Source organism: Streptomyces sp. NA04227, from assembly GCF_013364195.1.
In the GTDB taxonomy this organism is placed as follows: domain Bacteria; phylum Actinomycetota; class Actinomycetes; order Streptomycetales; family Streptomycetaceae; genus Streptomyces.
Genome location: NZ_CP054918.1, coordinates 1,830,719 through 1,854,896 on the forward strand (window position 1 = coordinate 1,830,719; position 24,178 = coordinate 1,854,896).

The 24,178-nt window shown below is 70.8% G+C and carries 22 protein-coding genes; 13 read left to right on the forward strand and 9 right to left on the reverse strand.

The genetic code is table 11. The annotated features are described in order from the left end of the window. Positions 1–147 precede the first annotated feature (147 nt). Both HUT18_RS07635 and HUT18_RS07640 read left to right on the forward strand, forming a co-directional pair. Positions 148–1,350: an alpha/beta hydrolase gene (locus tag HUT18_RS07635; RefSeq protein WP_176098968.1), complete on the forward strand. Its 1,203-nt coding sequence runs from the start codon at positions 148–150 to the stop codon at positions 1,348–1,350. A gap of 74 nt (positions 1,351–1,424) precedes the next feature. Further along, positions 1,425–2,306: a DUF4429 domain-containing protein gene (locus tag HUT18_RS07640; protein WP_176098969.1), complete on the forward strand. Its 882-nt coding sequence runs from the start codon at positions 1,425–1,427 to the stop codon at positions 2,304–2,306. Positions 2,307–2,493: 187 nt separating this feature from the next. Here the strand turns inward: HUT18_RS07640 and HUT18_RS07645 are convergent, their stop codons facing one another. Continuing rightward, a complete protein-coding gene (locus tag HUT18_RS07645; protein WP_176098971.1) occupies positions 2,494–3,504 on the reverse strand; it encodes an aldo/keto reductase in 1,011 nt (336 codons plus the stop codon). Next, a complete protein-coding gene (locus HUT18_RS07650; protein WP_176098973.1) occupies positions 3,501–3,974 on the reverse strand; it encodes a MerR family transcriptional regulator in 474 nt (157 codons plus the stop codon). Before HUT18_RS07650 ends, HUT18_RS07645 begins: the two co-directional genes overlap by 4 nt. A gap of 128 nt (positions 3,975–4,102) precedes the next feature. On the opposite strand from HUT18_RS07650, the gene HUT18_RS07655 reads away from it, so the two are divergent. After that, entirely contained in the window at positions 4,103–4,912 is an 810-nt protein-coding gene (locus HUT18_RS07655) for a serine hydrolase (protein ID WP_176098975.1), read from the forward strand. 106 nt (positions 4,913–5,018) lie between these two features. On the opposite strand, the gene HUT18_RS07660 is transcribed toward HUT18_RS07655, so the two are convergent. Continuing rightward, positions 5,019–5,639 (reverse strand): TetR family transcriptional regulator, encoded by a 621-nt coding sequence (locus HUT18_RS07660; RefSeq protein WP_254878471.1) that lies wholly within the window; start codon positions 5,637–5,639, stop codon positions 5,019–5,021. A 116-nt stretch (positions 5,640–5,755) separates the two neighbouring features. Between HUT18_RS07660 and HUT18_RS07665 the strand changes: the two genes are divergently transcribed. Next, positions 5,756–6,712, forward strand: coding sequence for an oxidoreductase (locus tag HUT18_RS07665; RefSeq protein ID WP_176098979.1), 957 nt, complete (start codon positions 5,756–5,758; stop codon positions 6,710–6,712). 146 nt (positions 6,713–6,858) lie between these two features. On the opposite strand, the gene HUT18_RS07670 is transcribed toward HUT18_RS07665, so the two are convergent. From HUT18_RS07670 to HUT18_RS07685, 4 genes are all read right to left on the reverse strand, one after another. Next, entirely contained in the window at positions 6,859–7,740 is an 882-nt protein-coding gene (locus HUT18_RS07670) for a hypothetical protein (protein ID WP_176098981.1), read from the reverse strand. 27 nt (positions 7,741–7,767) lie between these two features. After that, the gene (locus tag HUT18_RS07675; RefSeq protein WP_176098983.1) at positions 7,768–8,202 is read right to left on the reverse strand and encodes a hypothetical protein; all 435 of its coding nucleotides are present in this window, start codon (positions 8,200–8,202) and stop codon (positions 7,768–7,770) included. After that, positions 8,199–9,812 carry a hypothetical protein gene (locus HUT18_RS07680; protein ID WP_176098985.1) on the reverse strand — a complete coding sequence of 538 codons (1,614 nt, stop codon included), beginning with the start codon at positions 9,810–9,812 and terminating at the stop codon, positions 8,199–8,201. Before HUT18_RS07680 ends, HUT18_RS07675 begins: the two co-directional genes overlap by 4 nt. Positions 9,813–10,104: 292 nt before the next feature. After that, on the reverse strand, positions 10,105–10,821 hold the full coding sequence (locus tag HUT18_RS07685) for a pirin family protein (protein ID WP_176098987.1): 717 nt from the start codon (positions 10,819–10,821) through the stop codon (positions 10,105–10,107). Positions 10,822–10,989: 168 nt separating this feature from the next. Between HUT18_RS07685 and fasR the strand changes: the two genes are divergently transcribed. The 5 genes from fasR to fabF all read left to right on the forward strand — a co-directional run bounded on the left by fasR (position 10,990) and on the right by fabF (position 15,888). Beyond that, the gene (gene fasR / locus HUT18_RS07690; RefSeq protein ID WP_176104352.1) at positions 10,990–12,129 is read left to right on the forward strand and encodes a fatty acid biosynthesis transcriptional regulator FasR; all 1,140 of its coding nucleotides are present in this window, start codon (positions 10,990–10,992) and stop codon (positions 12,127–12,129) included. Positions 12,130–12,218: 89 nt separating this feature from the next. Continuing rightward, positions 12,219–13,154: an ACP S-malonyltransferase gene (locus HUT18_RS07695; RefSeq protein ID WP_176098988.1), complete on the forward strand. Its 936-nt coding sequence runs from the start codon at positions 12,219–12,221 to the stop codon at positions 13,152–13,154. 17 nt (positions 13,155–13,171) lie between these two features. Further along, positions 13,172–14,203 carry a ketoacyl-ACP synthase III gene (locus HUT18_RS07700; protein WP_176098990.1) on the forward strand — a complete coding sequence of 344 codons (1,032 nt, stop codon included), beginning with the start codon at positions 13,172–13,174 and terminating at the stop codon, positions 14,201–14,203. A 79-nt stretch (positions 14,204–14,282) separates the two neighbouring features. After that, positions 14,283–14,534, forward strand: a complete 252-nt coding sequence (locus HUT18_RS07705) for an acyl carrier protein (RefSeq protein ID WP_176098992.1) — start codon at positions 14,283–14,285, stop codon at positions 14,532–14,534. An 85-nt stretch (positions 14,535–14,619) separates the two neighbouring features. After that, complete coding sequence (gene fabF / locus HUT18_RS07710; RefSeq protein ID WP_176098994.1) at positions 14,620–15,888, forward strand: beta-ketoacyl-ACP synthase II; 1,269 nt, start codon at positions 14,620–14,622, stop codon at positions 15,886–15,888. A gap of 348 nt (positions 15,889–16,236) precedes the next feature. Here fabF and HUT18_RS07715 read toward each other — a convergent pair whose 3' ends face one another. Then, complete coding sequence (locus HUT18_RS07715; RefSeq protein WP_176098996.1) at positions 16,237–16,731, reverse strand: DUF3145 domain-containing protein; 495 nt, start codon at positions 16,729–16,731, stop codon at positions 16,237–16,239. 428 nt (positions 16,732–17,159) lie between these two features. Here HUT18_RS07715 and HUT18_RS07720 point away from each other — a divergent pair, with 428 nt between their 5' ends. The 4 genes from HUT18_RS07720 (at position 17,160) to HUT18_RS07735 (ending at position 23,225) form a co-directional block, all read left to right on the forward strand. After that, positions 17,160–18,080, forward strand: a complete 921-nt coding sequence (locus tag HUT18_RS07720; protein WP_176098998.1) for an SGNH/GDSL hydrolase family protein — start codon at positions 17,160–17,162, stop codon at positions 18,078–18,080. Positions 18,081–18,165: 85 nt separating this feature from the next. Next, positions 18,166–19,164 (forward strand): aldose epimerase family protein, encoded by a 999-nt coding sequence (locus HUT18_RS07725; protein ID WP_176098999.1) that lies wholly within the window; start codon positions 18,166–18,168, stop codon positions 19,162–19,164. An 83-nt stretch (positions 19,165–19,247) separates the two neighbouring features. Continuing rightward, positions 19,248–20,471, forward strand: coding sequence for an acyltransferase family protein (locus tag HUT18_RS07730; protein ID WP_176099001.1), 1,224 nt, complete (start codon positions 19,248–19,250; stop codon positions 20,469–20,471). A gap of 222 nt (positions 20,472–20,693) precedes the next feature. Then, complete coding sequence (locus tag HUT18_RS07735) at positions 20,694–23,225, forward strand: hypothetical protein (protein ID WP_176099003.1); 2,532 nt, start codon at positions 20,694–20,696, stop codon at positions 23,223–23,225. Positions 23,226–23,253: 28 nt separating this feature from the next. On the opposite strand, the gene HUT18_RS07740 is transcribed toward HUT18_RS07735, so the two are convergent. Next, complete coding sequence (locus tag HUT18_RS07740) at positions 23,254–24,093, reverse strand: EI24 domain-containing protein (protein ID WP_176099005.1); 840 nt, start codon at positions 24,091–24,093, stop codon at positions 23,254–23,256. Between the last annotated feature and the right edge of the window lie 85 nt (positions 24,094–24,178).

Here is a 24,178-nt window from a genome sequence, read left to right on the forward strand (position 1 = left end):
GGGCTCGCGTACACCCTCGGAGCAGCGGTCGCGCACAGTGACGAGCCATTTGACCCACGTCCGCTATGCGGCAAATAGGGGCCCCGAAACGTGACCCGCACCACTGGGTTCCTGGCTTCGACTCGGGTTCTCCTAGGGTGTCCCGCAGTGACTCCCACCGATACCCCCACGCAGCTCAGCGCCACTCGTGCCCTGCTCGCCCTGGCCGTCGTCTTCGTTCTGCTGACGACGACCGGCTGGACCACCGTGCGTGGTCACGGAGCGGCGTCCTCTCCCGTCGAAGCGTCCTTCGACGCCTGGGAACGCGGCCGTATCGGGGCGAGACCCCTTCCCTCTCACGAGTCCTCGCCACAGCGCCTGCGCGACTTCTTCGAGTCCCTCGACAAGCGCCAGGAGCGGCGGCTGCTGCGCCGGTACGCACTGGCCGTGGGCAACATGAACGGTGCCCCGGTCGAGCTGCGCTACCGGGCCAACCGGATCGCGCTGGAGAAGGCCCGCAAGGCCGAGCTCCGCCGCACGCACGACCCGCGGCTCTCGTCGGTCGGCCAGCACCAGGCGGGCCGGCGCATGCACCGCTTCGAGAACCTGCTCGAACCGCACCGCCGCATCCTCGCCTTCGACCCGCTCGGTCCCGGGCGGGTGGCCGAGGTCTTCGGCAACCTCGAACGGGCACAGCGGGTCTCGGTGGTGGTGCCCGGCGTCGACACGGACCTGCTCACCTTCCAGCGCACCCAGCGCCGTTACAGCGCCCCCGTCGGCATGGCGCAGGCCCTGCACCGTGCCGAACGCCAGACGCGCCCGGACACCCGTACCGCGGTGATCGCCTGGGCCGACTACACCTCCCCGTCCGGCATCGGCGTGGACGCGGTGACCGCGGGCAAGGCGGAGGACGGCGCGGAGCGCCTGAACGCACTGCTGCGCGCGCTGCCGGGCCGGGCACCGGTCGCGCTGTTCTGCCACAGCTACGGAAGCGTGCTGTGCGGCGTCGGCGCCGACGAGCTGCCCTCACGGGTCACCGACATCGCGGTCTCGGGCAGCCCCGGAATGCGGGTCTCCAGCGTCTCCGGCCTGGACACCGGCGCCCGCGTCTGGGCCACCCGGGACAACGACGACTGGATTCGGGAGGTCCCCTTCCTCAAGCTCGGCGGCCTGGGCCACGGCGCCGACCCGGTGTCCGGCTCGTTCGGCGCACGGCGCGTCTCGGCCGAACTGGCGCAGGGGCACACCGGGTACTTCACGCCCGGGACCGACAGTCTCGGCAACTTCGCGGCCATCGGGACGGGCTCCTTCCGCACAGTGACGTGCGCACAGCAGGATCCTGCGTGCCGGGACGGTCTCACGGACGCCTAGCGGCACGAACGCGCGTAGTACCTGCAAGAAGTGCGGTCGCGCAAGAGGCGACGTGAAGGGGCCTCCCGCATACGATGACCCGCATGGGTGACGTACTGGCTGGACTTCATGCCGCCTGGGAGTTCGAATCGGACTCCGTGCTCATCCGCTTCGAACGGGGGATCCGCACGCCGAAACTCTTCCAGGTGCTCGGCGAACGCCGAATCCCCCTGGAGGCGATAGCGGCGGTGACACTGACTCCCGGGCGACGCGGGTCCGTCGTGCTGCACGCCGTGCCCAGACCTGGCGCGGACCCGCTGATGGATGTGGCGGCCGGGCAGCTCAAAGAGGGCTGCGACCCCTACCGCCTGGTGCTGCCCGCGCAACAGGAGACGCTCGCCGAGTACTACGCCGACGAGTTGCGCGCCCTCCTGGACGAGGACGCCGGGCAGGACGCCGAACGCCATCTGGTGGCCCCGCCCGAGCCGCCCCGGCAGTTCAAGGCCTACGACGGCCGGGCCGTGTTCGACGGCGGCGCGGTGTCCTTCCGCTGGTTCTGGACCGGCGCCTCCTCCGCCAAGTGGAAAGCGGGCGACCAGAACTACGAGGTCAGCGAGCTGTGCGGGGTGGAGTGGCGCTCCCCCGAGGTCTTCGAGGGACATCTGCGACTGCGCCGCCGCGGCGAGGAGGAGCAGCCCTCCCAGCCCGACCAGGACCCGGCCGCCGTGGTCTTCGGCCTCGGCTACGGACCGGTCCACGAGTCCCTGCCGTTCGCCGCTGCCGTCCTCGCGGCGATACGTTCCTCCGGCGGCGCCCAGAAGCCCCGCGAAGTCGCCGCACCGGTACCGGCAGGTGCCCGCCGCGACCCGGCCGACATCGCCGAACGCATCCGTCACCTCGGCGAACTCCACCAGGCCGGGCTGGTGACGGACACCGAGTTCAGCACGAAGAAGGCCGAGCTGCTCGCGGAGCTGTGAGCACCGGCCCCCGGCGGGGCGGGCGCTCACAGCTCCGTGCGCAGGACGGACGACGCGGCAGGCGGCAGGCGGCAGGGCAGACGGCCGGGCGGACGGCGGGACGGACGGGGCGTCCGCGTTGGCCGCCGTACGCCCGTATCCGTTACGCCCGTGTCCGTAACTCCCGCCTCCGTTCCTCCTGTACCCGTTACTCCCGTCCGGCCGAAGTGAAGGCCATGTCCGCGTACCGCTGGCCCGCGACCTGTCCCGCGATCGGCTCCAGGGCCGCGAACTCCCCTTCCGTCAGCTCGATCCGGGTGGCCGCCGTGTTCTCCTCGATGCGGCTGCGCTTACGGGTGCCCGGGATCGGTACGACCGTCAGGCCCCGCCTGCTCGCCTGCTGCTGTACCCAGGCCAGCGCGATCTGCGCGGGGCTCGCCTCGTGTGCGCGGGCCACCTCGTGCAGCGGCGTGAGCAGGGCGGCGTTGGCGGCCGCGTTCTCGCCACTGAAGCGGGGCAGCGTACGCCGGAAGTCGTCGTCGCTCAGATCGGTGCGCGCGTCGGCGAACAGGCCCGCGAGGAATCCGCGCCCGAGCGGCGAGTACGGCACCAGGGCGACCCCGAGCCGGGCCGCCTCCGCCACCACCGACTCCTCGATGTCCCGGCTGAACAGCGACCACTCCGACTGCACGGCCGCGATCGGGTGCACGGCGTGCGCGGCGCGCAGTTCGGCGGCGGTCACCTCGCTCAGGCCCAGGTGCTTGACCTTGCCCTCGCGGACGAGCTCGGCCATGGCGCCGACCGACTCCTCCAGCGGGACGCTCACGTCGCGCCGGTGCATGTAGTAGAGGTCGACCGTCTCGGTGCCCAGGCGGCGCAGGCTCGCCTCGATGCTGGAGCGGATGTAGGCGGGGTCGTTGCGGATGCTCCGCCGCTCCATGTTCTGCGGGTCGATGTGCAGGGCGTACTTGGTGGCCAGGACGATCTCGTCCCGGTGGGCGGCGACGAAGGGCGCGAGGAACTTCTCGTTCTCGCCCGCGCCGTAGACGTCGGCGGTGTCGTAGAGGGTGACGCCGAGTTCGAGGGCGCGTTCCAGGGTGGCGCGCGCCTCGTCGGCGTCGGTGGGGCCGTAGGCCCAGCTCATGCCCATGCAGCCAAGACCCTGTATGCCCACCTCGGGTCCGTCGGTGCCCAGTTGTGCGGTCGCGATGCGCGTCATGTGCCCGTGACTCTCTCCGGCATACGGCCGGTGTCGGCGTAGATGCTGATCTTGTGGTCGAGTACCGCGAGGGTGTCCTGGAGTTCGGCGATCCGGGCCAGGACGTCCCTGCGGGTGGTCTCCAGCAGGTCGCGGCGCTCGGCGAAGGTGCCCTCACCGGCGCGCACGAGTTCGGCGTACCGGACCATGTCGGAGACCGGCATCCCGGTCAGCCGCAGCTTGCCGACGAGGTCCAGCCAGTCGAGATCGCGGTTGCGGTAGCGGCGCTGGCCCGTGTGGGAACGGTCCACGTGCGGCATCAGACCGATGCGCTCGTACCACCGCAGGGTGTGCGCCGTCAGCCCGGTGAGCGCGACGACCTCGCTGATCGTGTAGTGGTCCTGCCCGTCGGGCCGCGGATGGACCGGCGGTCGGGGGGAGCAGAGGTCCGCCCGTTCACCGGCCGCGGCCATGGTCTCGGTCACCGTCATGCCTCAACGCTAGAACCTTGGAGTGCACTCCAGGCAAGGGTGGTTTTTGGGGCGGGGCCACGGCCGCGGCGATACGGCTGCCGCCGCCCCCTCCGGCGCCCGTGCGGGCGGCCGATAGGCTCGCCGGTATGCAGAGCCTGGCGTTGACCGAGAACTGGCCCGTTTCGACCGCCGCCGCGGCGGTGGTCCGCGCGGACGGCACCGTGGCGGGCAGCCGCGGACCGGCCGACCACAGGTTCGCGCTGGCCTCGGTGACCAAACCGCTGGCCGCGTACGCCGTACTCGTCGCGCACGAGGAGGGCGCGCTCGACCTGGACGAGTCCGCAGGGCCCGAGGGCGCGACGGTGCGGCACCTGCTCGCCCACACCAGCGGGCTCGCCTTCGACGAGCACCGGATTCAGGCCGCCCCGGGCGAGCGCCGTATCTACTCCAACGCGGGCTTCGAGGTGCTCGGCGACCATCTCGCCAAGGCCGCCGACATCCCGTTCGCGGAGTACCTGCGCCAGGCCGTGCTCGAACCGCTCGGCATGACCGGTACGCGTCTGGACGGCTCACCCGCGAAGGACGGCACCTCCACCCTGTCCGACCTGGTGCGCTTCGCCGCCGAACTCCAGGCGCCCACCCTGCTCGACGCCCGTACCGTCGCCGAGGCCATGACCGTGCAGTACCCGGGCACCAAGGGAGTGCTGCCGGGCTACGGGCACCAGAGCCCCAACGACTGGGGGCTCGGCTTCGAGATCCGGGGCTCCAAGTCCCCGCACTGGACGGGCCGTTCGTCCTCACCGCGCACTTTCGGCCACTTCGGTCAGGCCGGGACCTTCCTGTGGGTCGACCCCGACGCGGGCGCCGCCTGCGTGGCGCTGACCGACCGCGCCTTCGGGCCCTGGGCGATCGAGGCCTGGACGCCGTTCACGGACGCGGTGCTCGCCGAGCTCTGACGCAGCACCGCCGACCGGTGCCGCACCCGCCTCGACAGGCCGCGTTCGTCCATCATGCAGATCTCCCAGATCTGAGAGACCCACCTGTCAACAACGTCCGCCAGGTCTAGACCTGGTCCACCTGATCCAGAGCCGGGGCGAGCATCGCGAAAGCGCGGTCGATCAGGTCGGCGGGATCCTCGGCGCCGTCGCTGGTGCTCCAGCGGCGCAGCACCGTGTGAAAGGCCGTGAGTGCCGCGCCCGCGGCCAGTTGCGGGTACAGGTCGCTCTCGGCGTCGCGGTCCAGACGTGCCGCGAGCTCCGCCGCGAGGTCCTCGCGCCACTGGGCTTGGCGCTCCAGGAAGCGTGCGAGCAGGGCCGGGGTGCGCAGGATCAACTGCACCACCGGCAGTGCCCGCTCCGCGTGGCCGCTACAGGCGGCGAGAGGGACCCGAACCGCGTGCCGCAGTGCCTCTGAGGGGCGCTCGGCGGCCGGGCGGTCGGCCAGTTCGGCACGGATGTCACCGCCCATGTCGGCCAGGAACTGGACGACCACGTCCTCCTTGGACGCGAAGTAGCGGAAGAAGGTCCGCTTGGAGACGCCCGCGCTGAGGGCGATCTCGTCGACGGTGACCGCGTCATAGCCCTTGGCAGCCAGCAACTGCAGTGCCGCCTCGGTCAGTTCGTCCGAGACGAGTTGCCGCTTGCGCTGGGCCAGGCTCACTTCGGGGCGAGGGCGGGAGCTCACCCGGCGATGGTACGTCATGCCTCCCACGACACCCAGGCGCACTATGGCACCCGATGGCAGCATGGCACTCAAATCCCTTCTTGACACTCGGTGACATCAGGGACAGCATGTGCCGCATGACGCGGAAGCAACGGAAGCAGCAGCGGCGCCCCTGGACCTCCGAGCGGATCCCCGACCAGACCGGGCGGCTGTTCGTCGTCACCGGCGCCAACAGTGGCCTCGGCCTGGCGACGACCCGGGCCCTCGCACACCGGGGCGCGCGGGTGATCCTCGCCGTACGGGACGAGTCCAAGGGGCAGCGCGCGGCGGCCGAGATCACCGCCGAGCAGCCCGGCGCCCACCTCGAAGTACGCCGCCTCGACCTCGCCGACCTCGTCTCGGTCCGCGCCTTCGCCGACCGCCTGCACGACGACCACCCGCGCCTGGACGTACTGATCAACAACGCCGGAGTGATGGCACCGCCCCGAACCCTCAGCGCGCAGGGCCACGAGCTCCAGTTCGCCTGCAACCACCTCGGCCACTTCGCGCTCACCGGACTGCTCCTGGACCTGCTGGAGGCGGGCCGGAGCCCCCGTGTGGTCACGGTGAGTTCGGTCAACCACCGCAAGGCCCGCCTTCGCTTCGACGACCTGCACGGCGCACGCCGTTACTCGTCGATGGCCTTCTACAACCAGTCGAAACTGGCCAACGCGGTCTTCGGGCACGAACTCCACCGACGACTGATCGCCTCCGGCAGCCCGGTGCACAGCCTGCTCGCCCACCCCGGGTACACCGCCACCAACCTCCAGTTCAGCGCCCCGGTCGGATTGTGGCGGGTGCTGTTCGGGCACATCGGCGCCCCGCTGTTCGCCCAGCGCCCGGAGCAGGGCGCACTGCCACAGCTGTACGCGGCGACCGAACCGGACGCGCGGGGCGGCGAGTTCATCGGTCCGGACGGCACGGCCGAACTGCGCGGGGCCCCCACCCGGGTGGAACTCTCCCCCGCCGCCGCGGACCCCGGCACCGGCAGCCGCCTGTGGGACGTCTCCGAGAAACTCACCGGCGTCCGCTACGGCTTCACGGCGGCGCGCTGAGCGGCCTCACTCTGAGCGGCCTCGCTCCGAGCGGCCGCGCCCGCACCACTACCGGCCGTCACGAACCGGGCCCTGCCCGAACTCGCTCGGGTGGCTGCCTGGTTGACCGCATGGCTGGCCGCCTGACTGGCCGCCTGGTTGACCGTTCAGCCGGAGCCGGACGCGTAGCAGCCCGCCCCCTGCGGACAGAAGAACCCCAGGGCGGTTCGCAGGGCCTCGATCTGGTCCCCGCTCTCGTCCACCGGCCCGGCCGCGACGACGGCGTACATCGTCCCGTCGGGCGTCGCGAAACGATGGTCGGCGACATGCCGGGGGCCGAACTCGTCGTTGTTGTACGTGTATTGCAGGTCCGCGTAGGGATACGCACCGCCCTCGCCCTCCAGGATGAGGCGCGTGTAGTCCGGCAGGTCCGAGACGAGGCGCTCGGCCTCGACCGCCGAGTCGTAGGGCGTGGGCTCGGGCCCCTCCAGCTCGAAGATCTGGAGGAAAGAGGTACGCGTGGTGGTCGGGTCCTCGGGCGCGTAGTAGACGCTGGTGTCCCGGGTGGTGCGGTACCAGCCCTCGGGAACGGCGAGACGGTAACCGGCCTCGTCGTCCACCAACCGGTAACCGGCCGGGACTTCGGGCTCCTCGGGCTCGGGCTCCGGTTCGGTGGGCTCGTCGGAATTCCCTCCCGACGAGCCCCCGTCCGCGCCCCCGTTCACGCCGCCGTCGCTGTAACCCGGGTCCGGGCCCACACTGTTCGGGCCACCCACGGTGCCGGGGGTTTCGACCGTCCACGGCGGCTTGGTCGTCTCGTCCTCCCCGTCGGCGGCACGTACCAGCAGCCAGATTCCGACGCCGACGAGTGCGAGGGCGGCAACCACGACGACCGAAAGAACCATCCGGCGTTGCACGTTGGGGCCAGGGGCGAGCCGGGGGTCGGGCGGCGGGCCCGGTGCGCCGCCGTTCCCCCGCACCGATCCCGGCGCATGCCCCGGTGGCGGCCGGTCCACCCACTGCTGGCCCTCCGCGTCCCAGTAGCTCATCCCAACCTCCCCCGGCAGGTCCCCTGTTCAGGCCAGCACCTGGGCGATGGCCTGGGTCACCGCCACCGCCGCGGCGAGCCCGCTCACCGCGCCCGCACCGGTCCCGAGCAGTTCGCGCAGCCTGCTCAGCCGCCCCGCGTCGGCCCGGCCGGTCCCGGCGATCTCCTCCTCCACCCGGGCCAGCTCACCGGCCACCCCGGCCGTCTCCTCACTGGGCACGAGCAGTGCGAGCTGCTCACGCAACGTCCTTACGGCGTCGAGGAGTTCGGCCTGTGCCGAGGTGGCGGGCGCCGGCCCGTGTCCCGACATGTCGACGGCCCGCGCCCCGTACCCCGCGGCCACCGCCCCACCGCTCATCGACCCGATGCGCACCACACCGGACCCACCCGTGTTCCCGTTCGCGGCCCCGTCCTCGGCCCTGTTCGCGGCCCCGTCCGCCGCTGCCTCGTCCTCGTACCTCACGATCCGGCACCTCCCCCCTTCTCCAGTACCGTGCTCGAACTGCGGGCCGTGGCCCGCTCCCCCGTCGCGACGGCGCCGCCGCTCATCGACCCGATGAACACTCCGCCGCCGCTGACATTGACGATCTGCTGCTCGAACTCACCGGTCTCGTACCCGGCGGCACTGAGCGCCGAGTGCACCCCGCTCGCGATGCGGTCCTGGACGGTCTTCACATACCGGCTGACGTCCATCTCCTGGAACAGCGAGATCTCCCGTACGCTGCCCAGCTCCCGTACCGAGGCGGCCGGGCCGTCCGGCAGGGCGCGCTGCGGTTCGCCGAGCCACACGCGGAACACGGAGACCAGGGTGCCCAGCGCGGAGACCGCGGCGGCGATGGTCGCGGTCGGTGCGGTGAGCAGGGCGCGTACGCCCTCGCGTGCCACGTTCTCGGCGCCCCGGTTGACGATCACGTCGACGGCCCTGAACTCCGGCCGCATTGGGGTGAGTACGTGCGGGACCACTTCCAGGACCAGCATTCCGCCCTGGGTGTGCACCCGCACCAGGACCGAGACCACCAGGTTCTCGTCCCAGGCGCCGATCCGGATGCGCAGGAAGTGCCGTCGCGCCTCGCCGCCCTCGTCGACGGCCTCGCGCAGATGCGCGGCGACCGTCCCCTCGTCGTAGCCGACCCGGAAGCGCGGCGGGCCGACCGGCAGATACACGAACTCGTCGATCTCCAGCTCGCACAGCCGGTCCCTGCTGGTCCGCGCCGCCGCGTCGCGCAGCGCCTCGATGCGCGGCCGGATCAGGTCGATGACCGCACGCGCGGTCAGCCGGCCGGCGTCCGTCCCGCCACCGCTCCGCTTGAGTTCCAGCGCCAACGACCAGGGTTCGTACGGCTTTCCGGCGCCGATGAACGGGCGGAGCGGGTCGTAGATGGTGAGCGGCGCGTGCTGTTCGCGGTCGATGTTCGCCTGGATGCGGCGCAGCCGTTCGGCGCCTCGCGGAACGGCGCGCGCCAGCCGGGCGAAGGCGCTTCGGCTCAGTTCCTCGCGCAGCACGGCGGCCACCCGCGCCCGGTGGATCCAGACGGGAAGCACGAGCAGCAGCGGGAAGATCACCGCGGGCCATACGTTCAGGCCCGCGACGAGGGCGTAGAACACCAGGAACCAGTAGCCGAGGGCCAGAAACCGCGGACCGTAGGAGAGCACCTTGCGCCGCCCGCGCACCGCCTCTCTCAACGTGGCCGTGTCCAGGGTGTAGACGGCGGTGCTCAGGCCCGCGGCGCCCCGGCCCGCGTACAGGGCCAGGGCGACGGCCGCGTACACGGCGAACGCCGGAAAGCCCATCAGGCGGCTGGTGCCCTGGGTGATCTCGACGGTGACGAACAGCACCCAGATCGCCAGCGTCAGCAGCGCCGTCCCGACCTCCTGGGCGCGGGCGCGCAAGGCGTGCGCGAGCACGGGTACGACATCCACCCCGAGCGAGGGAGCCACCGGACGCTCCTCGTGCTCGGACAGTTCCTCCACGACCCGGCGGCGGAACTCCGCGTCCAGGTAGGCACCCGCGCACAGCAGACGGGTGGCCTCGCTCCGCGAGAATCCCTCGGACGACCGCACCGGAGTGTCCACGCAACCTCCCCCGAGCCCTGAACTCCCGTGTTCTCACGGGGAGTTGGAGTGCGTACGTATGGGCCGGTACTCAAGGTAGGACGAATGGACAGAGGGTGGCAGTTCTGAACCAGCCAGACTTTTAGCCCTCAACTATCCAGATAGGTAAAGGGAGTCAACAGTTGAGCAAACCGAGTCGACTCGGTCAACACCGGTCAACTCAACCCTCTCCAGTCAATCCGATCAACTCAATCAACTCGGGCCACCTGCGATCAACTTGGTCAACCCGGTCCACCCACACGATGAAGATTGATCAAGATGATGCAGGCGATCCAGTCGGTCCAGACGATGCAGACGATGCGCGCTGTGCAGCCATCTCCCACAGCAACACCTCCGCGGCCTCCGCGGCCGCGACCTCCACCCCCCGCGCACCCGTGATCCGAGCCGCGTCGCCGGGCCCCAACTCCACGGGCTCCTCACCCCCGAGCCGGACCCGGCCGCGTACGACGTGCAGATAGACGAAATCCGCGTCCGGTACGGCGCTCCGCGCGCCCGCGGTCAGGCGGCGGGTGTGCAGCATGGCGCCGGCGGCGGGCAGCGCGTACGGAGTGGAGTCGGCTATGCCGCGCACGATCCGGTAGCCGGGCTCGCCGCCCGGCCGGAGCGGAGCCAGCCACATCTGGACGAAGACCAGGGGCTCGGTGCCGTCGTTGCGCTCCACGTGCCGCACCCCGTCGCCCGCGCCGAGGTGCTGAACGTCACCGGGCCGCACCAGCGACTCGTGGCCCGCCGAGTCACGGTGGGTCAGCTCGCCCTCGACGACCCAGGTGACGATCTCGGTGTGGCTGTGCGGGTGTTCCTCGAACCCGGCGCCGGGCTCCAGACGCTCCTCGTTGCAGGCGATCACCGCGCCGAAGCGCAGGTTGTCGGGGTCGTAGTACGGCCCGAAGCTGAAGGCGTGCAGGGTGGTGATGCCCTCGTCCGGGCTGCCGCCGCGATAGCGCTCACCGGCGCGCCGTACGTCAATCACACCGACCACGGTAACGGCAAGCCCTCACCCCGCCGCCGCAGAAGCTTGCCCCGATGAGGCAGTCTTGTCCCCGTGCCCGAACCCGATGACAGTTCCCTCTCTCATGGCTCTCCCGGCTCTCACGGCTCCACCGGTTCACCCAAGGGGGGCCATCCGCACGCCGGAACGCTGAAGCGGCTCGAGAAGTCCTCAGGGTCGCTCGCCGCGCAGGCCATCGCGCGGATGGACGAGACGCTGCCGTGGTATCGCGCCATGCCACCGGAGAACCGGTCCTGGATCGGGCTCGTCGCGCAGGCCGGTATCGCGGCCTTCACCGAGTGGTTCCGGCGGCCCGACGCCCCGCAGGCCATCTCCACCGACGTCTTCGGCACCGCACCGCGCGAGCTGACCCGCGCCATCACCCTGCGGCAGACCGTCGAGATGGTGCGCACCACGATCGAGGTCATGGAGTCCGCGATCGAGCAGGTCGCGGCGCCCGGCGACGAGTCCGTACTGCGCGAGGCGCTGCTCGTGTACGCCCGCGAAATCGCCTTCGCCACCGCCCAGGTGTACGCGCAGGCCGCCGAGGCCCGCGGCGCGTGGGACGCCCGCCTCGAATCGCTGGTCGTCAACGCCGTGCTGTCCGGCGAGGCCGACGAGGGCGCCGTCTCCCGCGCCGCCGCCCTCGGCTGGAACTCTCCCGAGCATGTGTGCGTGGTCCTCGGCACCGCGCCGGACGGCGACAGCGAGCTGACGGTGGAGGCCATCCGGCGGGCCGCCCGGCACGCCAAGCTGCAGGTCCTGACCGGGGTGCTCGGCGACCGGCTCGTCGTCATCGCGGGCGGCAGCAACAATCCGCTGCAGGTGGCCAAGGCGCTGATCGGCCCGTACGCGGCGGGTCCGGTGGTGGTCGGGCCGATCGTGCCCGACCTGCTGGCCGCGACCCGCTCCGCGCAGGCCGCCGCCGCCGGGCTCAAGGCCTGCTCGGCCTGGCAGGACGCGCCCCGGCCGGTACTCGCGGACGATCTGCTCCCGGAGCGCGCGATCGCCGCCGATCCCTCCGCGCGAGAGCAACTGGTGGAGGAGATCTACAGACCACTGGAAGAAGCGGGCTCGGCGCTCCTGGAAACGCTGAGCGTCTATCTGGAGCAGGCAAGCAGCCTCGAAGGGGCCGCCCGGATGCTCTTCGTCCACCCCAACACCGTGCGCTACCGGCTCCGACGTGTGACTGACGTCACCGGATGGTCACCCTCGGATGTACGCTCGGCCTTCACGCTGCGCATCGCCCTCATCCTCGGGCGTCTGGCCGACAGGGACACCCAACCCTAGGTTTTTGTTGAAGCTCCACAATTACCCCTACGGTTCTTCGTCCCTGTCCCCACGGGCGGGCGAGGCCGTCCTCAAGAGAGAGTGTGAGAGTGCTCGTACTCGTCGCTCCCGGCCAGGGCGCCCAGGCCCCCGGCTTTCTGACCCCCTGGCTCGAACTGCCCGGCGCCGCCGACCGCATCGCGGCCTGGTCGGACGCCATCGGTCTCGACCTCGCCCACTACGGAACCGAGGCCGACGCCGACGCCATCCGTGACACGGCCGTCGCCCAGCCACTTCTGGTCGCCGCCGGACTGCTGTCCGCCGCCGCGCTCGGCGAGCTGACGCCGGGCGCCGTCGCCGGACACAGCGTGGGCGAGATCACCGCCGCCGCGTACGCCGGCGTCTTCGACGACATCGCCGCCCTGAAGTTCGTACGGGCCCGTGGCCTGGCGATGGCCGAGGCCGCCGCCGTCACCGAGACCGGCATGGCCGCGCTCCTCGGCGGCGAGCCGGACGTGGTCCTGCCGCACCTGGAGAAGCTCGGCCTGACCGCCGCCAACGTCAACGGCGCCGGACAGCTGGTCGCCGCCGGTACCACCGCGCAGATCGCGGAGCTGGTGGAGAACAAGCCCGAGGGCGTACGCCGCGTCGTGGCGCTCAAGGTCGCGGGCGCCTTCCACACCCAGCACATGGCCCCGGCGGTCGAGAAGCTGGAGCAGGCCACCCGCGAACTCACCGTGAACGACCCGAAGTTCACCTATGTCTCGAACCGGGACGGGCAGACCGTGGCCACCGGCGCGGAGGTCGTCGAGCGGCTGGTCGGCCAGATCGCCAACCCGGTGCGCTGGGACCTGTGCCTGGAGACGTTCCAGGAGCGGGGCGTCACCACGCTGATCGAGGTGTGCCCCGGCGGCACGCTCACCGGTATCGCCAAGCGCGCCCTGCCCGGCGTGCGCACGCTCGCGCTCAAGACCCCGAACGACCTGGACGCCGCTCGCGAGCTCATCGCCGAAGCGGCAGCCTCCGCCGGACCGGCCGAGGCGTGACAAGGAGCCCCGAGAGCATGGCCAAGATCCGCGCCGCCAAGGGCGCCCCTTACGCACGCATCCTGGGCGTCGGCGGCTACCGCCCGGTCCGCGTCGTCCCCAACGACGTCATCCTGGAGAGGATCGACTCCTCCGACGAGTGGATCCGTTCCCGCTCGGGCATCGCGACGCGGCACTGGGCCAGCGACGAGGAGACCGTCGCGGCGATGTCCGTCGAGGCGTCCGGCAAGGCGCTCGCCGCCGCCGGAGTCTCCGCCGAGCGGATCGGCGCGGTCGTCGTCTCCACCGTCTCGCACTTCGCCCAGACCCCGGCCGTGGCGACCGAGATCGCCGACCGGATCGGCACCGACAAGGCCGCCGCCTTCGACATCTCCGCGGGCTGCGCGGGCTTCGGCTACGGCCTCACGCTGGCCAAGGGCATGATCGTCGAGGGTTCGGCCGAGTACGTGCTCGTGATCGGCGTCGAGCGGCTGTCCGACCTGACCGACCTGGACGACCGCAGCACCGCCTTCCTGTTCGGTGACGGCGCGGGCGCGGTCGTCGTCGGCCCGGCCACCGAGCCCGCCATCGGCCCCACCGTGTGGGGTTCGGAGGGCGACAAGTCGGAGACCATCAAGCAGACCGTGCAGTGGTCCGACTACCGCGTCGGCGACGTGGCCAAGCTGCCCCTCAACGAACAGGGCGAGGTCAAGTTCCCCGCCCTCACCCAGGAGGGCCAGGCGGTCTTCCGCTGGGCCGTCTTCGAAATGGCGAAGGTCGCTCAACAGGCCCTCGACCAGGCCGGGATCACCGCGGCCGACCTGGACGTCTTCATCCCGCACCAGGCCAATATGCGGATCATCGACTCGATGGTGAAGACCCTGAAACTGCCGGAGCACGTCACGGTCGCCCGCGACGTGGAACACACCGGCAACACGTCGGCCGCCTCGATTCCGCTCGCGATGGAGCGGCTCTTGGCGACCGGCGAGGCGAAGAGCGGTGACACCGCTCTCGTCATCGGCTTCGGGGCGGGTCTCGTCTACGCTGCCACGGTAGTTACTCTCCCGTAGACGGCGTACGGATCATCTTCCGCATGTCCCACCGTGCAAGTCGCCACACCTTGTGAACACACACCGAAGGAGTGCCACAATGGCCGCCACTCAGGAAGAGATCGTCGCCGGTCTCGCGGAGATCGTCAACGAGATCGCCGGCATCCCGGTCGAGGACGTCCAGCTGGACAAGTCCTTCACCGATGACCTGGACGTCGACTCGCTGTCGATGGTCGAGGTCGTCGTCGCCGCCGAAGAGCGTTTCGACGTGAAGATCCCGGACGACGACGTCAAGAACCTCAAGACCGTCGGCGACGCGACCGACTACATCCTCAAGAACCAGAAGAGCTGAAAGCTCGCCGGGCCTGGCCCGGCGCTCCGCCACCCGGCGGTGGCGCCGCTTCCGTCCCTCCTCACCTTGGAGAAAGTGAATTCCTGTGAGCTCGACCAATCGCACCGTGGTCATCACCGGTATCGGCGCAACTACACCGCTGGGTGGCGACGCGGTTTCCACCTGGGAGGCCCTTCTCGCCGGACGCAGCGGGGTCCGGCTCATGGCCCACGAGTGGGCGGCCGACCTGCCGGTCCGTATCGCCGCCGAGGCGGCGGTCGACCCGGCCGACATACTGCCCCGGCCCCAGGCCCGAAAGCTGGACCGGTCCGCGCAGTTCGCTCTGGTCGCCGCTCAGGAGGCATGGAAGGACGCCGGGTTCTCCGGCCGCGCCGGTGACGAGGAGGCGAACGTCGACCCGACGCGTCTGGGAGCGGTCATCGCCTCCGGCATCGGCGGTGTGACGACCCTCCTCGCCCAGTACGACGTACTGAAGGAAAAGGGCGGCCGCCGCGTCTCCCCGCACACCGTGCCGATGCTGATGCCGAACTCCCCGGCCGCCAACATCGGCCTGGAGGTCAACGCCCGGGCGGGCGTGCACACTCCGGTGTCCGCGTGTGCCTCCGGCGCCGAAGCCATCGGCTACGCGATGGAGATGATCCGCAGCGGCCGCGCCGACGTCGTCCTCGCGGGCGGCACCGAGGCCGCGGTCTGCGCGCTGCCCATGGTCGCCTTCGGCAACATGATGGCGATGTCCAAGAACAACGAGGACCCCGAGGGCGCCTCCCGCCCCTACGACGTGGCCCGCAACGGCTTCGTCATGGGTGAGGGCGCGGGCGTCGTCGTCCTGGAGTCCGAGGAGCACGCCAAGGCGCGCGGCGCCGCGATCTACGCGGAGGCCGTCGGCCAGGGCATCTCGGCGGACAGCCACCACATCACGCAGCCCGAGCCCGAGGGCAACGGCATCGCCCACGCGCTGCAGAACCTCCTCGACTCCTCCGACCTCAAGGCCTCCGAGATCGCGCACGTCAACGCGCACGCGACCTCGACGCCGCTGGGCGACGTCGCCGAGATCAAGGCGCTGCGCCGGGTCTTCGGCACCGACGTCGACCACATGGCGGTCTCGGCCACCAAGTCGATGACGGGCCATCTGCTCGGCGGCGCCGGTGGCGTGGAGAGCGTGGCCACGGTCCTCGCGCTGAAGAACCGCGTCGCCCCGCCCACCATCAACCTCGACAACCTCGACCCCGAGGCGGACGCCGACATCGTTCGCGACAAGGCCCGCGCCCTGCCGGAGGGCAGCATCACCGCCCTCAACAACTCGTTCGGCTTCGGCGGCCACAACGTGGTGCTGGCGTTCAGAACCTACGCCTAAACCGGCTGTCCTTTGCGCCTAAACCGGCGCCGCTCTCGCGGAGCTGGTTGCTGAGCGTCGTGGTTGCTCAATTGATGGTTGCGGTGGTTCTCGTTTGAAGAATCGTTCGCCTTCCGTCCGGCCTCAAGTGGGCGTGTGGCGCAGGCAGTTGGGCTGGGACCGCAGGAGATTGGCAGGGCTCGTAGGGACGGCGAGGGTCTGCACGGAGAAGTACGTACGGAGCGGCTCGTACAGAGAAGTTCGTACGTGGATGGCCCGCTCGGAGAGTTCTCCGGGCGGGCCATTGCTGTTGGCGGTTTTCCCGGTGTGCGCGATGTTCGCGCGGAGAAGCAGTGCGCGTGTGCGAGGTCAGACGACTTGGTGGAGCCAGCGGACGGGGGCGCCCTCGCCCGCGTAGCGGAAGGGTTCGAGTTCGTCGTCCCAGGGCTTGCCGAGGAGCTGGGTGAGTTCGGACTCCAGGTCGCTCTCGCCGCGGCGGGCGCGGGTGAGCGCGGCGCGCAAGCGGTCCTCGGGCACCAGGATGTCGCCGTGCGGTCCGGTGACGGCGCGGAAGATGCCGAGCTCGGGGGTGGAGCTGTAGCGCTCGCCCTCGTGGCCGTCCGCGGGTTCGGCGGTGACCTCGAAGCGGAGCAGGTCCCAGCCGCGCAGCGCGGAGGCGAGCCGGGAGGCGGTGGCGGCCTCGCCGCGCCAGGAGAACTCGGCTCGCCAGGTGCCGGGCGCCGCCGGCTGACGGATCCAGTCGAGGTTCACCCGCGTACCGAGCACACCGGCCAGGGCCCATTCGACGTGCGGGCACAGCGCGCGCGGTGCGGAGTGCACGTACAGAACTCCACGTGTCGTCACCGGTACCTCCAGTCGGTACGAGGTGCGCCCTCCCGAGCGGCCCCGCGACCGTGCCGAGCGATATTCCCCAAAAGGGACATACTTTCCGTCATGTAACTTAGCGGAACCGGCACGATGTGGCGTCACCGTTCCGGGTGGCCTCTTCACCGCCATGGTGACGAACGGTCAGCCAGGACGGGGTGCGAGCCAGGCCCGCGGCCTTGCGCCGAGGCTACCGTGTGGCGGCATCGGCGAGGTCACGTACGGCCGGTCCCGTTACCCGCGGACACCAGCATTCACCCGGCAGGATGTGCACAGCGCGCGGTTTGTGTGAAGTGCTGGTGAGAAAGACCGTACGCGGGGCAGGAACTCCTGGTGCCGCCCAGACGTCAGGCTGGACGACGGGCGGTACGGAGGGCACGGAGGGTACGGACGGATTTGGGATGCGCATGCGAATGAGCCGTGGGCACACCGCTGTTGGCACCACCGCCCTGCTCGCCGCCGTGAGCGTGACGGGCTGCGGACTGATCGGCGACGACGCGCCGGACTCCGGCCACTCGACCACCCGCCCGGACCAACCCACCCGCCGGGCACCGGTCTGGGACCCCTCACCGGCTTCGGTGGCCGCGGTCGGCGACTCCATCACCCGCGGCTTCGACGCGTGCAGTGTGCTCAGCGACTGTCCCGAGGTCTCCTGGTCCACCGGAAGCGACAAGGGCGTACGCAGTCTCGCGGTGCGTCTGCTCGGCCGGACCGGGGCCGCCGAACGCAGCTGGAACCACGCCCGTTCGGGCGCCCGAATGGCCGATCTGAACGGCCAGATGCGCCGGGCCGCCGCCCACCGGCCCGGCCTTGTCACGGTCCTCGCCGGGGCCAACGACGCCTGCCGTGACACCGCCGCCGCGATGACCCCGGTGAGCGATTTCCGCAGCCAGTTCGAGACGGCGATGCGGACGCTGCGCCGCGCGTCGCCGCGGACCCAGGTGTACGTGTCCAGCGTGCCGGACCTGAAACGGCTGTGGTCCGAGGGGCGCGCGAACCCGCTCGGCAAGCAGATCTGGAAGCTCGGCATCTGCCCCTCGATGCTGGCCGACGCGGACGCCGTCGACGCCCGCGCCACGCAGCGGCGTGACAGCGTCCTGAACCGGGTGGTGGAGTACAACACGGTGCTGCGCGAGGTCTGCGCGGCCGACCAGCGGTGCCGTTTCGACGACAACGCCGTCTTCGACTACCGCTTCGGCACCGGCCAGTTGAGCCCCTGGGACTGGTTCCACCCCAGCAAGAACGGCCAGTCGAGGCTCGCCGAGATCGCCTACCGCGCGGTCACCGCGAAGACTCCCGCCGACAGCGCCGCCCCGCCCGCCCCCTGACGGGCAGTCGGCCGGTGCGGCGACACGGGCCGACCGGGCCGGGGCGCACGGTGTGGTGCCCGGCGCCCACGCTTAGGCTCACCCCATGCGCAGCGAAGAATTCGGCACCCTCGACGACGGTACGACCGTCCACCGCTGGACCCTGGAATCGGCGGGCGTGCGGGTACGCGTCCTGACGTACGGCGGAATCGTGCAGTCGGCCGAGGCCCCCGACCGGCAGGGCGACACGGCCGAGGTGGTCCTCGGCTTCCCCTCCCTGAAGGGCTACCTGGACGCGCCGGGGTTCTACTTCGGTGCGCTGGTCGGGCGGTACGCGAACCGGATCGCGGGCGGCCGGTTCGAGCTCGGTGAGCGGACGTACCACCTGGCCCACAACGACGGCGAGAACAGCCTGCACGGCGGCGAGCGCGGTTTCGACAAGCGGATGTGGGAGGCCGAGGAGGTCGACGGCGCGCTGCGGCTGTCCCGCGTCAGCCCGCACGGCGAGGAGGGCTTCCCCGGCCGCCTCGAGGTCTCCGCGACGTACTCGCTGGACGAGAACGGCGCCCTGCACATCGCCTACGAGGCGGTGAGCGACGCGCCGACCGTGGTGAACCTGACCAATCACTCGTACTTCAACCTCGGCGGCGTAGGCCCGGACGGGGTGCGGCGGGACGCCCGGGAGCACGAACTGCGGCTCGTCGCCTCGCGGTTGACGATGCCGGGCGAGGACCGTATCCCCACCGGGGAACCGGCCGAGGTGGCGGGCACCCGCTTCGACTTCCGCGCGCACCGCCCGGTCGGCTCGGGAATCGACCACAACTTCGTGCTGGACAAGGGGGTCACGCCGGTGCCCGAGGAGTTCGGTGAGCTGTACGACGCCGGTTCGGGCCGGACACTGACGGTGTCCACCACCGAGCCCGGGGTGCACGTCTACACGGCCGACCACTTCGGCGGCGATCCGTACGGCCCCTGCGACGGCGTCGCCCTGGAGACCCAGCACTTCCCCGACTCCCCCAACCGGCCGGACTTCCCCTCCGCGGTGCTCAGCCCCGACGAGGTCTATCTCTCGGAGACGGTCTACGCGCTCGGGGTACGCGCCTGACCAGGGCGGCGTCGGATGTGCGATACGGCACGGGTCGTTCCGGGGTCTTCGGTCTCACAGGTTCAGCCACTACGGTGCCGTAGATGCCCCACGCAGGACCCGATCGTGTCACCATGCCGTCCGCCCGCGAGAACTCCGCCCCGGCACGGGCGTCACCCGCGGCCGGTCCCGGAACCCGCGACCGGCCCGAGTCGCCACAGCCCGAGGCATCACAGCCCGCGCCGTCACAGTCCGAGGCGCCGCAGTCCACAGCGGCGCGGACCGGCGAGGCGCGGACCGAGGAGAAGCGGCCGGACGCGGGCCGTGACCCGTTCCTGGACAACGCCAAGTACCTGACCATCCTGTGCGTCGGCGTCGGCCACTTCCTCGAACCGCTGACCTACGACAGCCGCCTCACCCAGGCGCTCTACTTCGTCATCTACGCCTTCCACATGCCCGCGTTCATCCTCGTCTCCGGGCACCTGTCCCGCGGCTACACCGGCACGCCGCGGCAGGTGGCGCGGCTGGTCACGGGGATCGCGGTGCCGTATGTGACGGTCCAGTTCTGCTACACGCTGTTCATGCGGTGGGCGGCCGAGGACCCGGACCGCGAATTCGCCTTCAACCGGCCGGGGTTCGCGCTGTGGTTCCTGGTGGCGCTGTTCCTGTGGCGGCTGACCACGCCGCTGTGGCGGAACCTGCGCTGTCCGCTCACCGTCTCGCTGGGCATAGCGGCCGCGGCGAGCGTCACCCCGTCCATGGGCGAGGACTTCTCGCTGATGCGGATGCTCCAGTACCTGCCGTTCTTCGTCCTCGGACTGCGCCTGGAACCCGAGCACTTCGGGCTGCTGACCCGGCGCCCGGTACGGCTCGCGGCGCTGCCGGTGTTCGCGGCCGCGCTGCTGTGCGCGTACTGGGCGGTGCCGCGGATGGATCCCGGCTGGTTCGGGCGGACCAAGTCCGCGGCCGAGTTCGGGGTGCCGACCTGGGCGGGCGTGGTGATGTTCCTCGCGATGTCGACGGCCGCGGTGGTACTGAGCGCCTGCTTCCTGGCCCTGGTCCCGCGCCACCGCACCTGGTTCACCGCCCTCGGCGCGGGCACCCTGTACGCCTATCTGCTGCACATCTTCCTGGTGAAGTCCTCCCGCGAGTTCGACTGGTACGAGCCGCAGTGGCTGCGCGAACCGGCGAGCGTCGTGGTGGTGGTCCTGCTGGCCTCGGCGGTGATGACGGTGCTGTGCACACCGGTGGTGCGCAGGCTTTTCCGGTACGTGGTCGAGCCTCGGGCGGACTGGTTGTTCCGGTCCGGGGGCGGGCGGAAGGCATGAGTGCGGGACCGCCAAAAGATATATCGTATACCCATTCTGGGTGACCATAAATCACTCAACAGGTCTTCAGTGCCGCTGTCGAGAGTTCCGACGACATCTGTTGCGAAAGTCCAAGCCCGGGCCGCGTCGAGTCCATGGCCGCATGCGCCGCGCCCGAGGACCGTGACGTGCTGCACGGTCCGTGTCCCACGACACGGGCCGCACGTCGAAAGGAGACGCAGCATGCAGCACGCCGGTCCTCCCTCCCGAAGAAGCTTTCTGGGGCGCTCCGCGGCATTCGTCACGCTCGCGGTGAGCGGATCGCTGGCAGCGATACCGAACTCCGTTGCGCTGCCCGGCACTTCGGCCCGGGGCACGGCGCGCCCGAGGAGCGTCTCGGGCGTCTTCCCCTCCCTGGCGATGTTCAACGACGAGGGGGAATGCGGCACGGGAGCGGTCGTGGCCTGGGCCGGGCGGCTGTGGGCGATCACCTACGGTCCGCACCTGGTGCGCGGATCCAGCGACAAGCTCTACGAGATCACCCCGGACCTCGACCAGATCGTCCGGCCCGAGAGCGTCGGCGGTACCAACGCCAACCGCATGATCCACAGGGAGACACGGCAACTCGTCATCGGGCCGTACGTCATCGACGGCGAAGGACGGGTCCGGGTCATCCCGCGCGAGGAGATGCCGGGCAGGCTCACCGGCACGGCCCGTCATCTGACGGACCCGGCGAACCGGGTGTACGTCGCCACCATGGAGGAGGGGCTGTACTCGGTCGACCTCAACTCCCTTGAGGTGTACGGGGAGATCAAGGACGGAAACGGCGGCCTCACCAGTCCGGACCACCCGGCCGAGATCTCCTCCGAGCTGCCCGGCTACCACGGCAAGGGCCTCTACTCGGGCGGCTCGGTGCTGGTGTACTCCAACAACGGCGACCAGGCCCCCGAGGCCGAGACCGACCCCAAGACCGTCTCCGGCGCCCTCGCCGAATGGCGCGGCGAGGGCGACTGGTCCCTCGTACGCCGCAACCAGTTCACCGAAGTCAGCGGTCCGGCCGGGATCTTCGGCGGCAACGACAGTGCGAGCGATCCGCTGTGGAGCGTCGGCTGGGACTACCGCTCGGTCCTGCTGAACGTCCTGTACGACGGAGAGTGGCACACCTACCGCCTCCCCAAGGCGAGCCACTGTTACGACGGCGCCCACGGCTGGAACACCGAGTGGCCGCGCATCCGCGACATCGGGGAAACCGACCTGCTGATGACCATGCACGGCGCGATGTGGCGCTTCCCCGCCGCCTTCCGTCCCGGCCGCACCGCCGGGCTCGCGCAGCGTTCGACGTATCTGCGCGTCGTCGGGGACTTCACCCGCTGGGGCGACCGAATCGTCTTCGGCTGCGACGACACCGCGCGACTGGAGTTCCTCAACAAGCGCCGCCACAAGGGCAACATCGTCGGGCCCGGTCAGTCGCAGTCCAACCTCTGGTTCGCCGACCCGGACCGGCTCGACGCGCTCGGGACGCCACTGGGCCGCGGCGCGGTCTGGGACCGCGACCACCTCGCCGCGGGCGAGGTCTCGGACCCGTTCCTGCTCGCCGGGTTCGCGCGCCGGAGCCTGCATCTGACGCACTCCGCCGAGCACGCCGTGACCTTCACCGTGGAGATCGACCGGAACGGTACGGGCACCTGGGACCGGTTCCGGCGGATCGAGGTTCCTGCGGGCGGCTACCGGTGGACCGCTTTCCCCGCCGGTCTGCCCGTGCAGTGGGCGCGGCTGCGCGTCGACCGCGACTGTCCGGATGCGACCGCCGCCTTCGCCCTGTCCGAGCCCGACCGGCGCACGAGCCGCCCCGCGCGTATCTTCGACGGCCTCGCGCGCATCGGCGAGGACACGGTGACCGGCGGCATCGTCCGGGCACGCGGCGGGAACCTGCGCACCCTCGCGTTCGTCTCCGACCGCCCGGCGGGCAGCGGCCAGGAATCGGTGGGTTACTACGAACTCGACGGCGAACTCGCGCTGTCACGGGTCGAGGACCCGGAGTCGGAGCGGTACCACCGCGAGAAGGTCGCCGTGCCCACCGGCATGTACGAGGTGGACGCCGCCTCGGTACTCGTGATCGACGACAGCGAACGCCGTTGGCGCCTGCCCAAGGGCAACCCCGCCTTCGACCAGGACGGTCCGCTCGGCCCCGAGCGGCTGGACCGCGAGGTCTGCACCGAGCGGGACCTGTTCAACTGCCACGGCACCCTCTACGAGCTGCCCGCCGAGAACGCGGGCGGCTTCGCCAGGATGCGCCCCGTCGCCAGCCACGAACTGCGCATCAAGGACTACTGCTCCTACCGCGGCCTTATCGTCCTCACCGGCGTCAGGGACGACGCCCCGGCCGGAGAGCACATCGTCCGCTCCGACGACGGCCGCACCGCACTGTGGGCGGGCGCCGTGGACGACCTGTGGCAACTCGGCCTGCCCCGGGGCGAAGGAGGGCCCTGGGCGCGTACCTCGGTCAGGAAGGGCGAGCACTCCGACCCGTACCTGATGACCGGCTACGAGGACAAGGTCCTGCGCCTGTCGCACGACCACGCCGAAACGGTCGGCATGACGGTCCAGGTCGACATCACTGGTGACGGACGGTGGTGCGTCTACCGGACGTTCGCCGTGGCCGCCGGGAGCACGGTCACCCACCGCTTTCCCGAGGACTTCTCGGCGTACTGGGTCCGCTGCGTGACCGACACGGACTGCTCGGCGACCGCACAGCTCAGGTACGGGCGCGGCTGAAGGGGACGGTCGGTTCCAGCTGGTCCGGTCAACTTCCTTGGTACTGGCCTTGGTTCGGCCCTTGGTACGGCCCGTCGGCAGGCGGGCCGTACCTGTCCCAGGACTCGTTCTCTGCGTCGTTCTGGTCCTCGCCCCGAAGGGTGCGCACCAGAAGAGTGGCCCCCGCGACCGCGCCCGGCATCAGGAAGACGGCGACGAACGGCACCATGAAGCAGACCGCGAGCGGGGCGCCGAAGCCCCAGATCAGGCGCTTGTGGGAGCGCAACAGGGCCAGCCGCTCCCGGAGTTCGACGCCGCGGCGCTGGAGGGCGATCGAGGTGAGTTCCTCGGTGAGGAAGAAACCGGTGACCAGGACGCCCGCCACCGGCACCGCGGTCTGGCCGACGACCGGCACGAAGCCGCAGGCGAAGAGCAGTACGCCCCACAGGCCCGCGCGCAGCAGGATGCGCAGGCTGTCCCGGGCGGAGATCCACAGTTCGCGAAGGAGCGGCAGGTTGGACTCGGGGGCGGTGCCGTCCGGGGACTCGGAGCGGTCGACGCGCTCGGAGAGCTTCTCGTAGAAGGGCTGGCCGACGAGCAGGGTGACGGCGGTGAAGGTGAGCACCGACAGCATCAGCGCGAGGGCGAACAGGACGGCCGTGAGGAAGCCGCGGAACAGGCCGCGCCAGGGCGAGGACCAGTCGTCGGCGAACGGCGTCGCCCACTCGGTCAGGTCGGTGCCCCACAGCGCGAGCGAGGTCAGCGCCGCGAGGTACAGGACCAGGGTGACCAGGCCCGGCAGCAGGCCGAGTCCGTAGCTCCTGCCGTGCCGGGCAACCCACCGCTGTCCCTTGACCAGATGGCCGAATCCCACCCTGAAGTCACGCATGGCGCGCACTTTACCTGCGGTGTTGGCGCGGGTGGAGCGCGGCCCGGACGCGGGCGGGGGCCCCGACCGAGCGGCTTACGCAGGG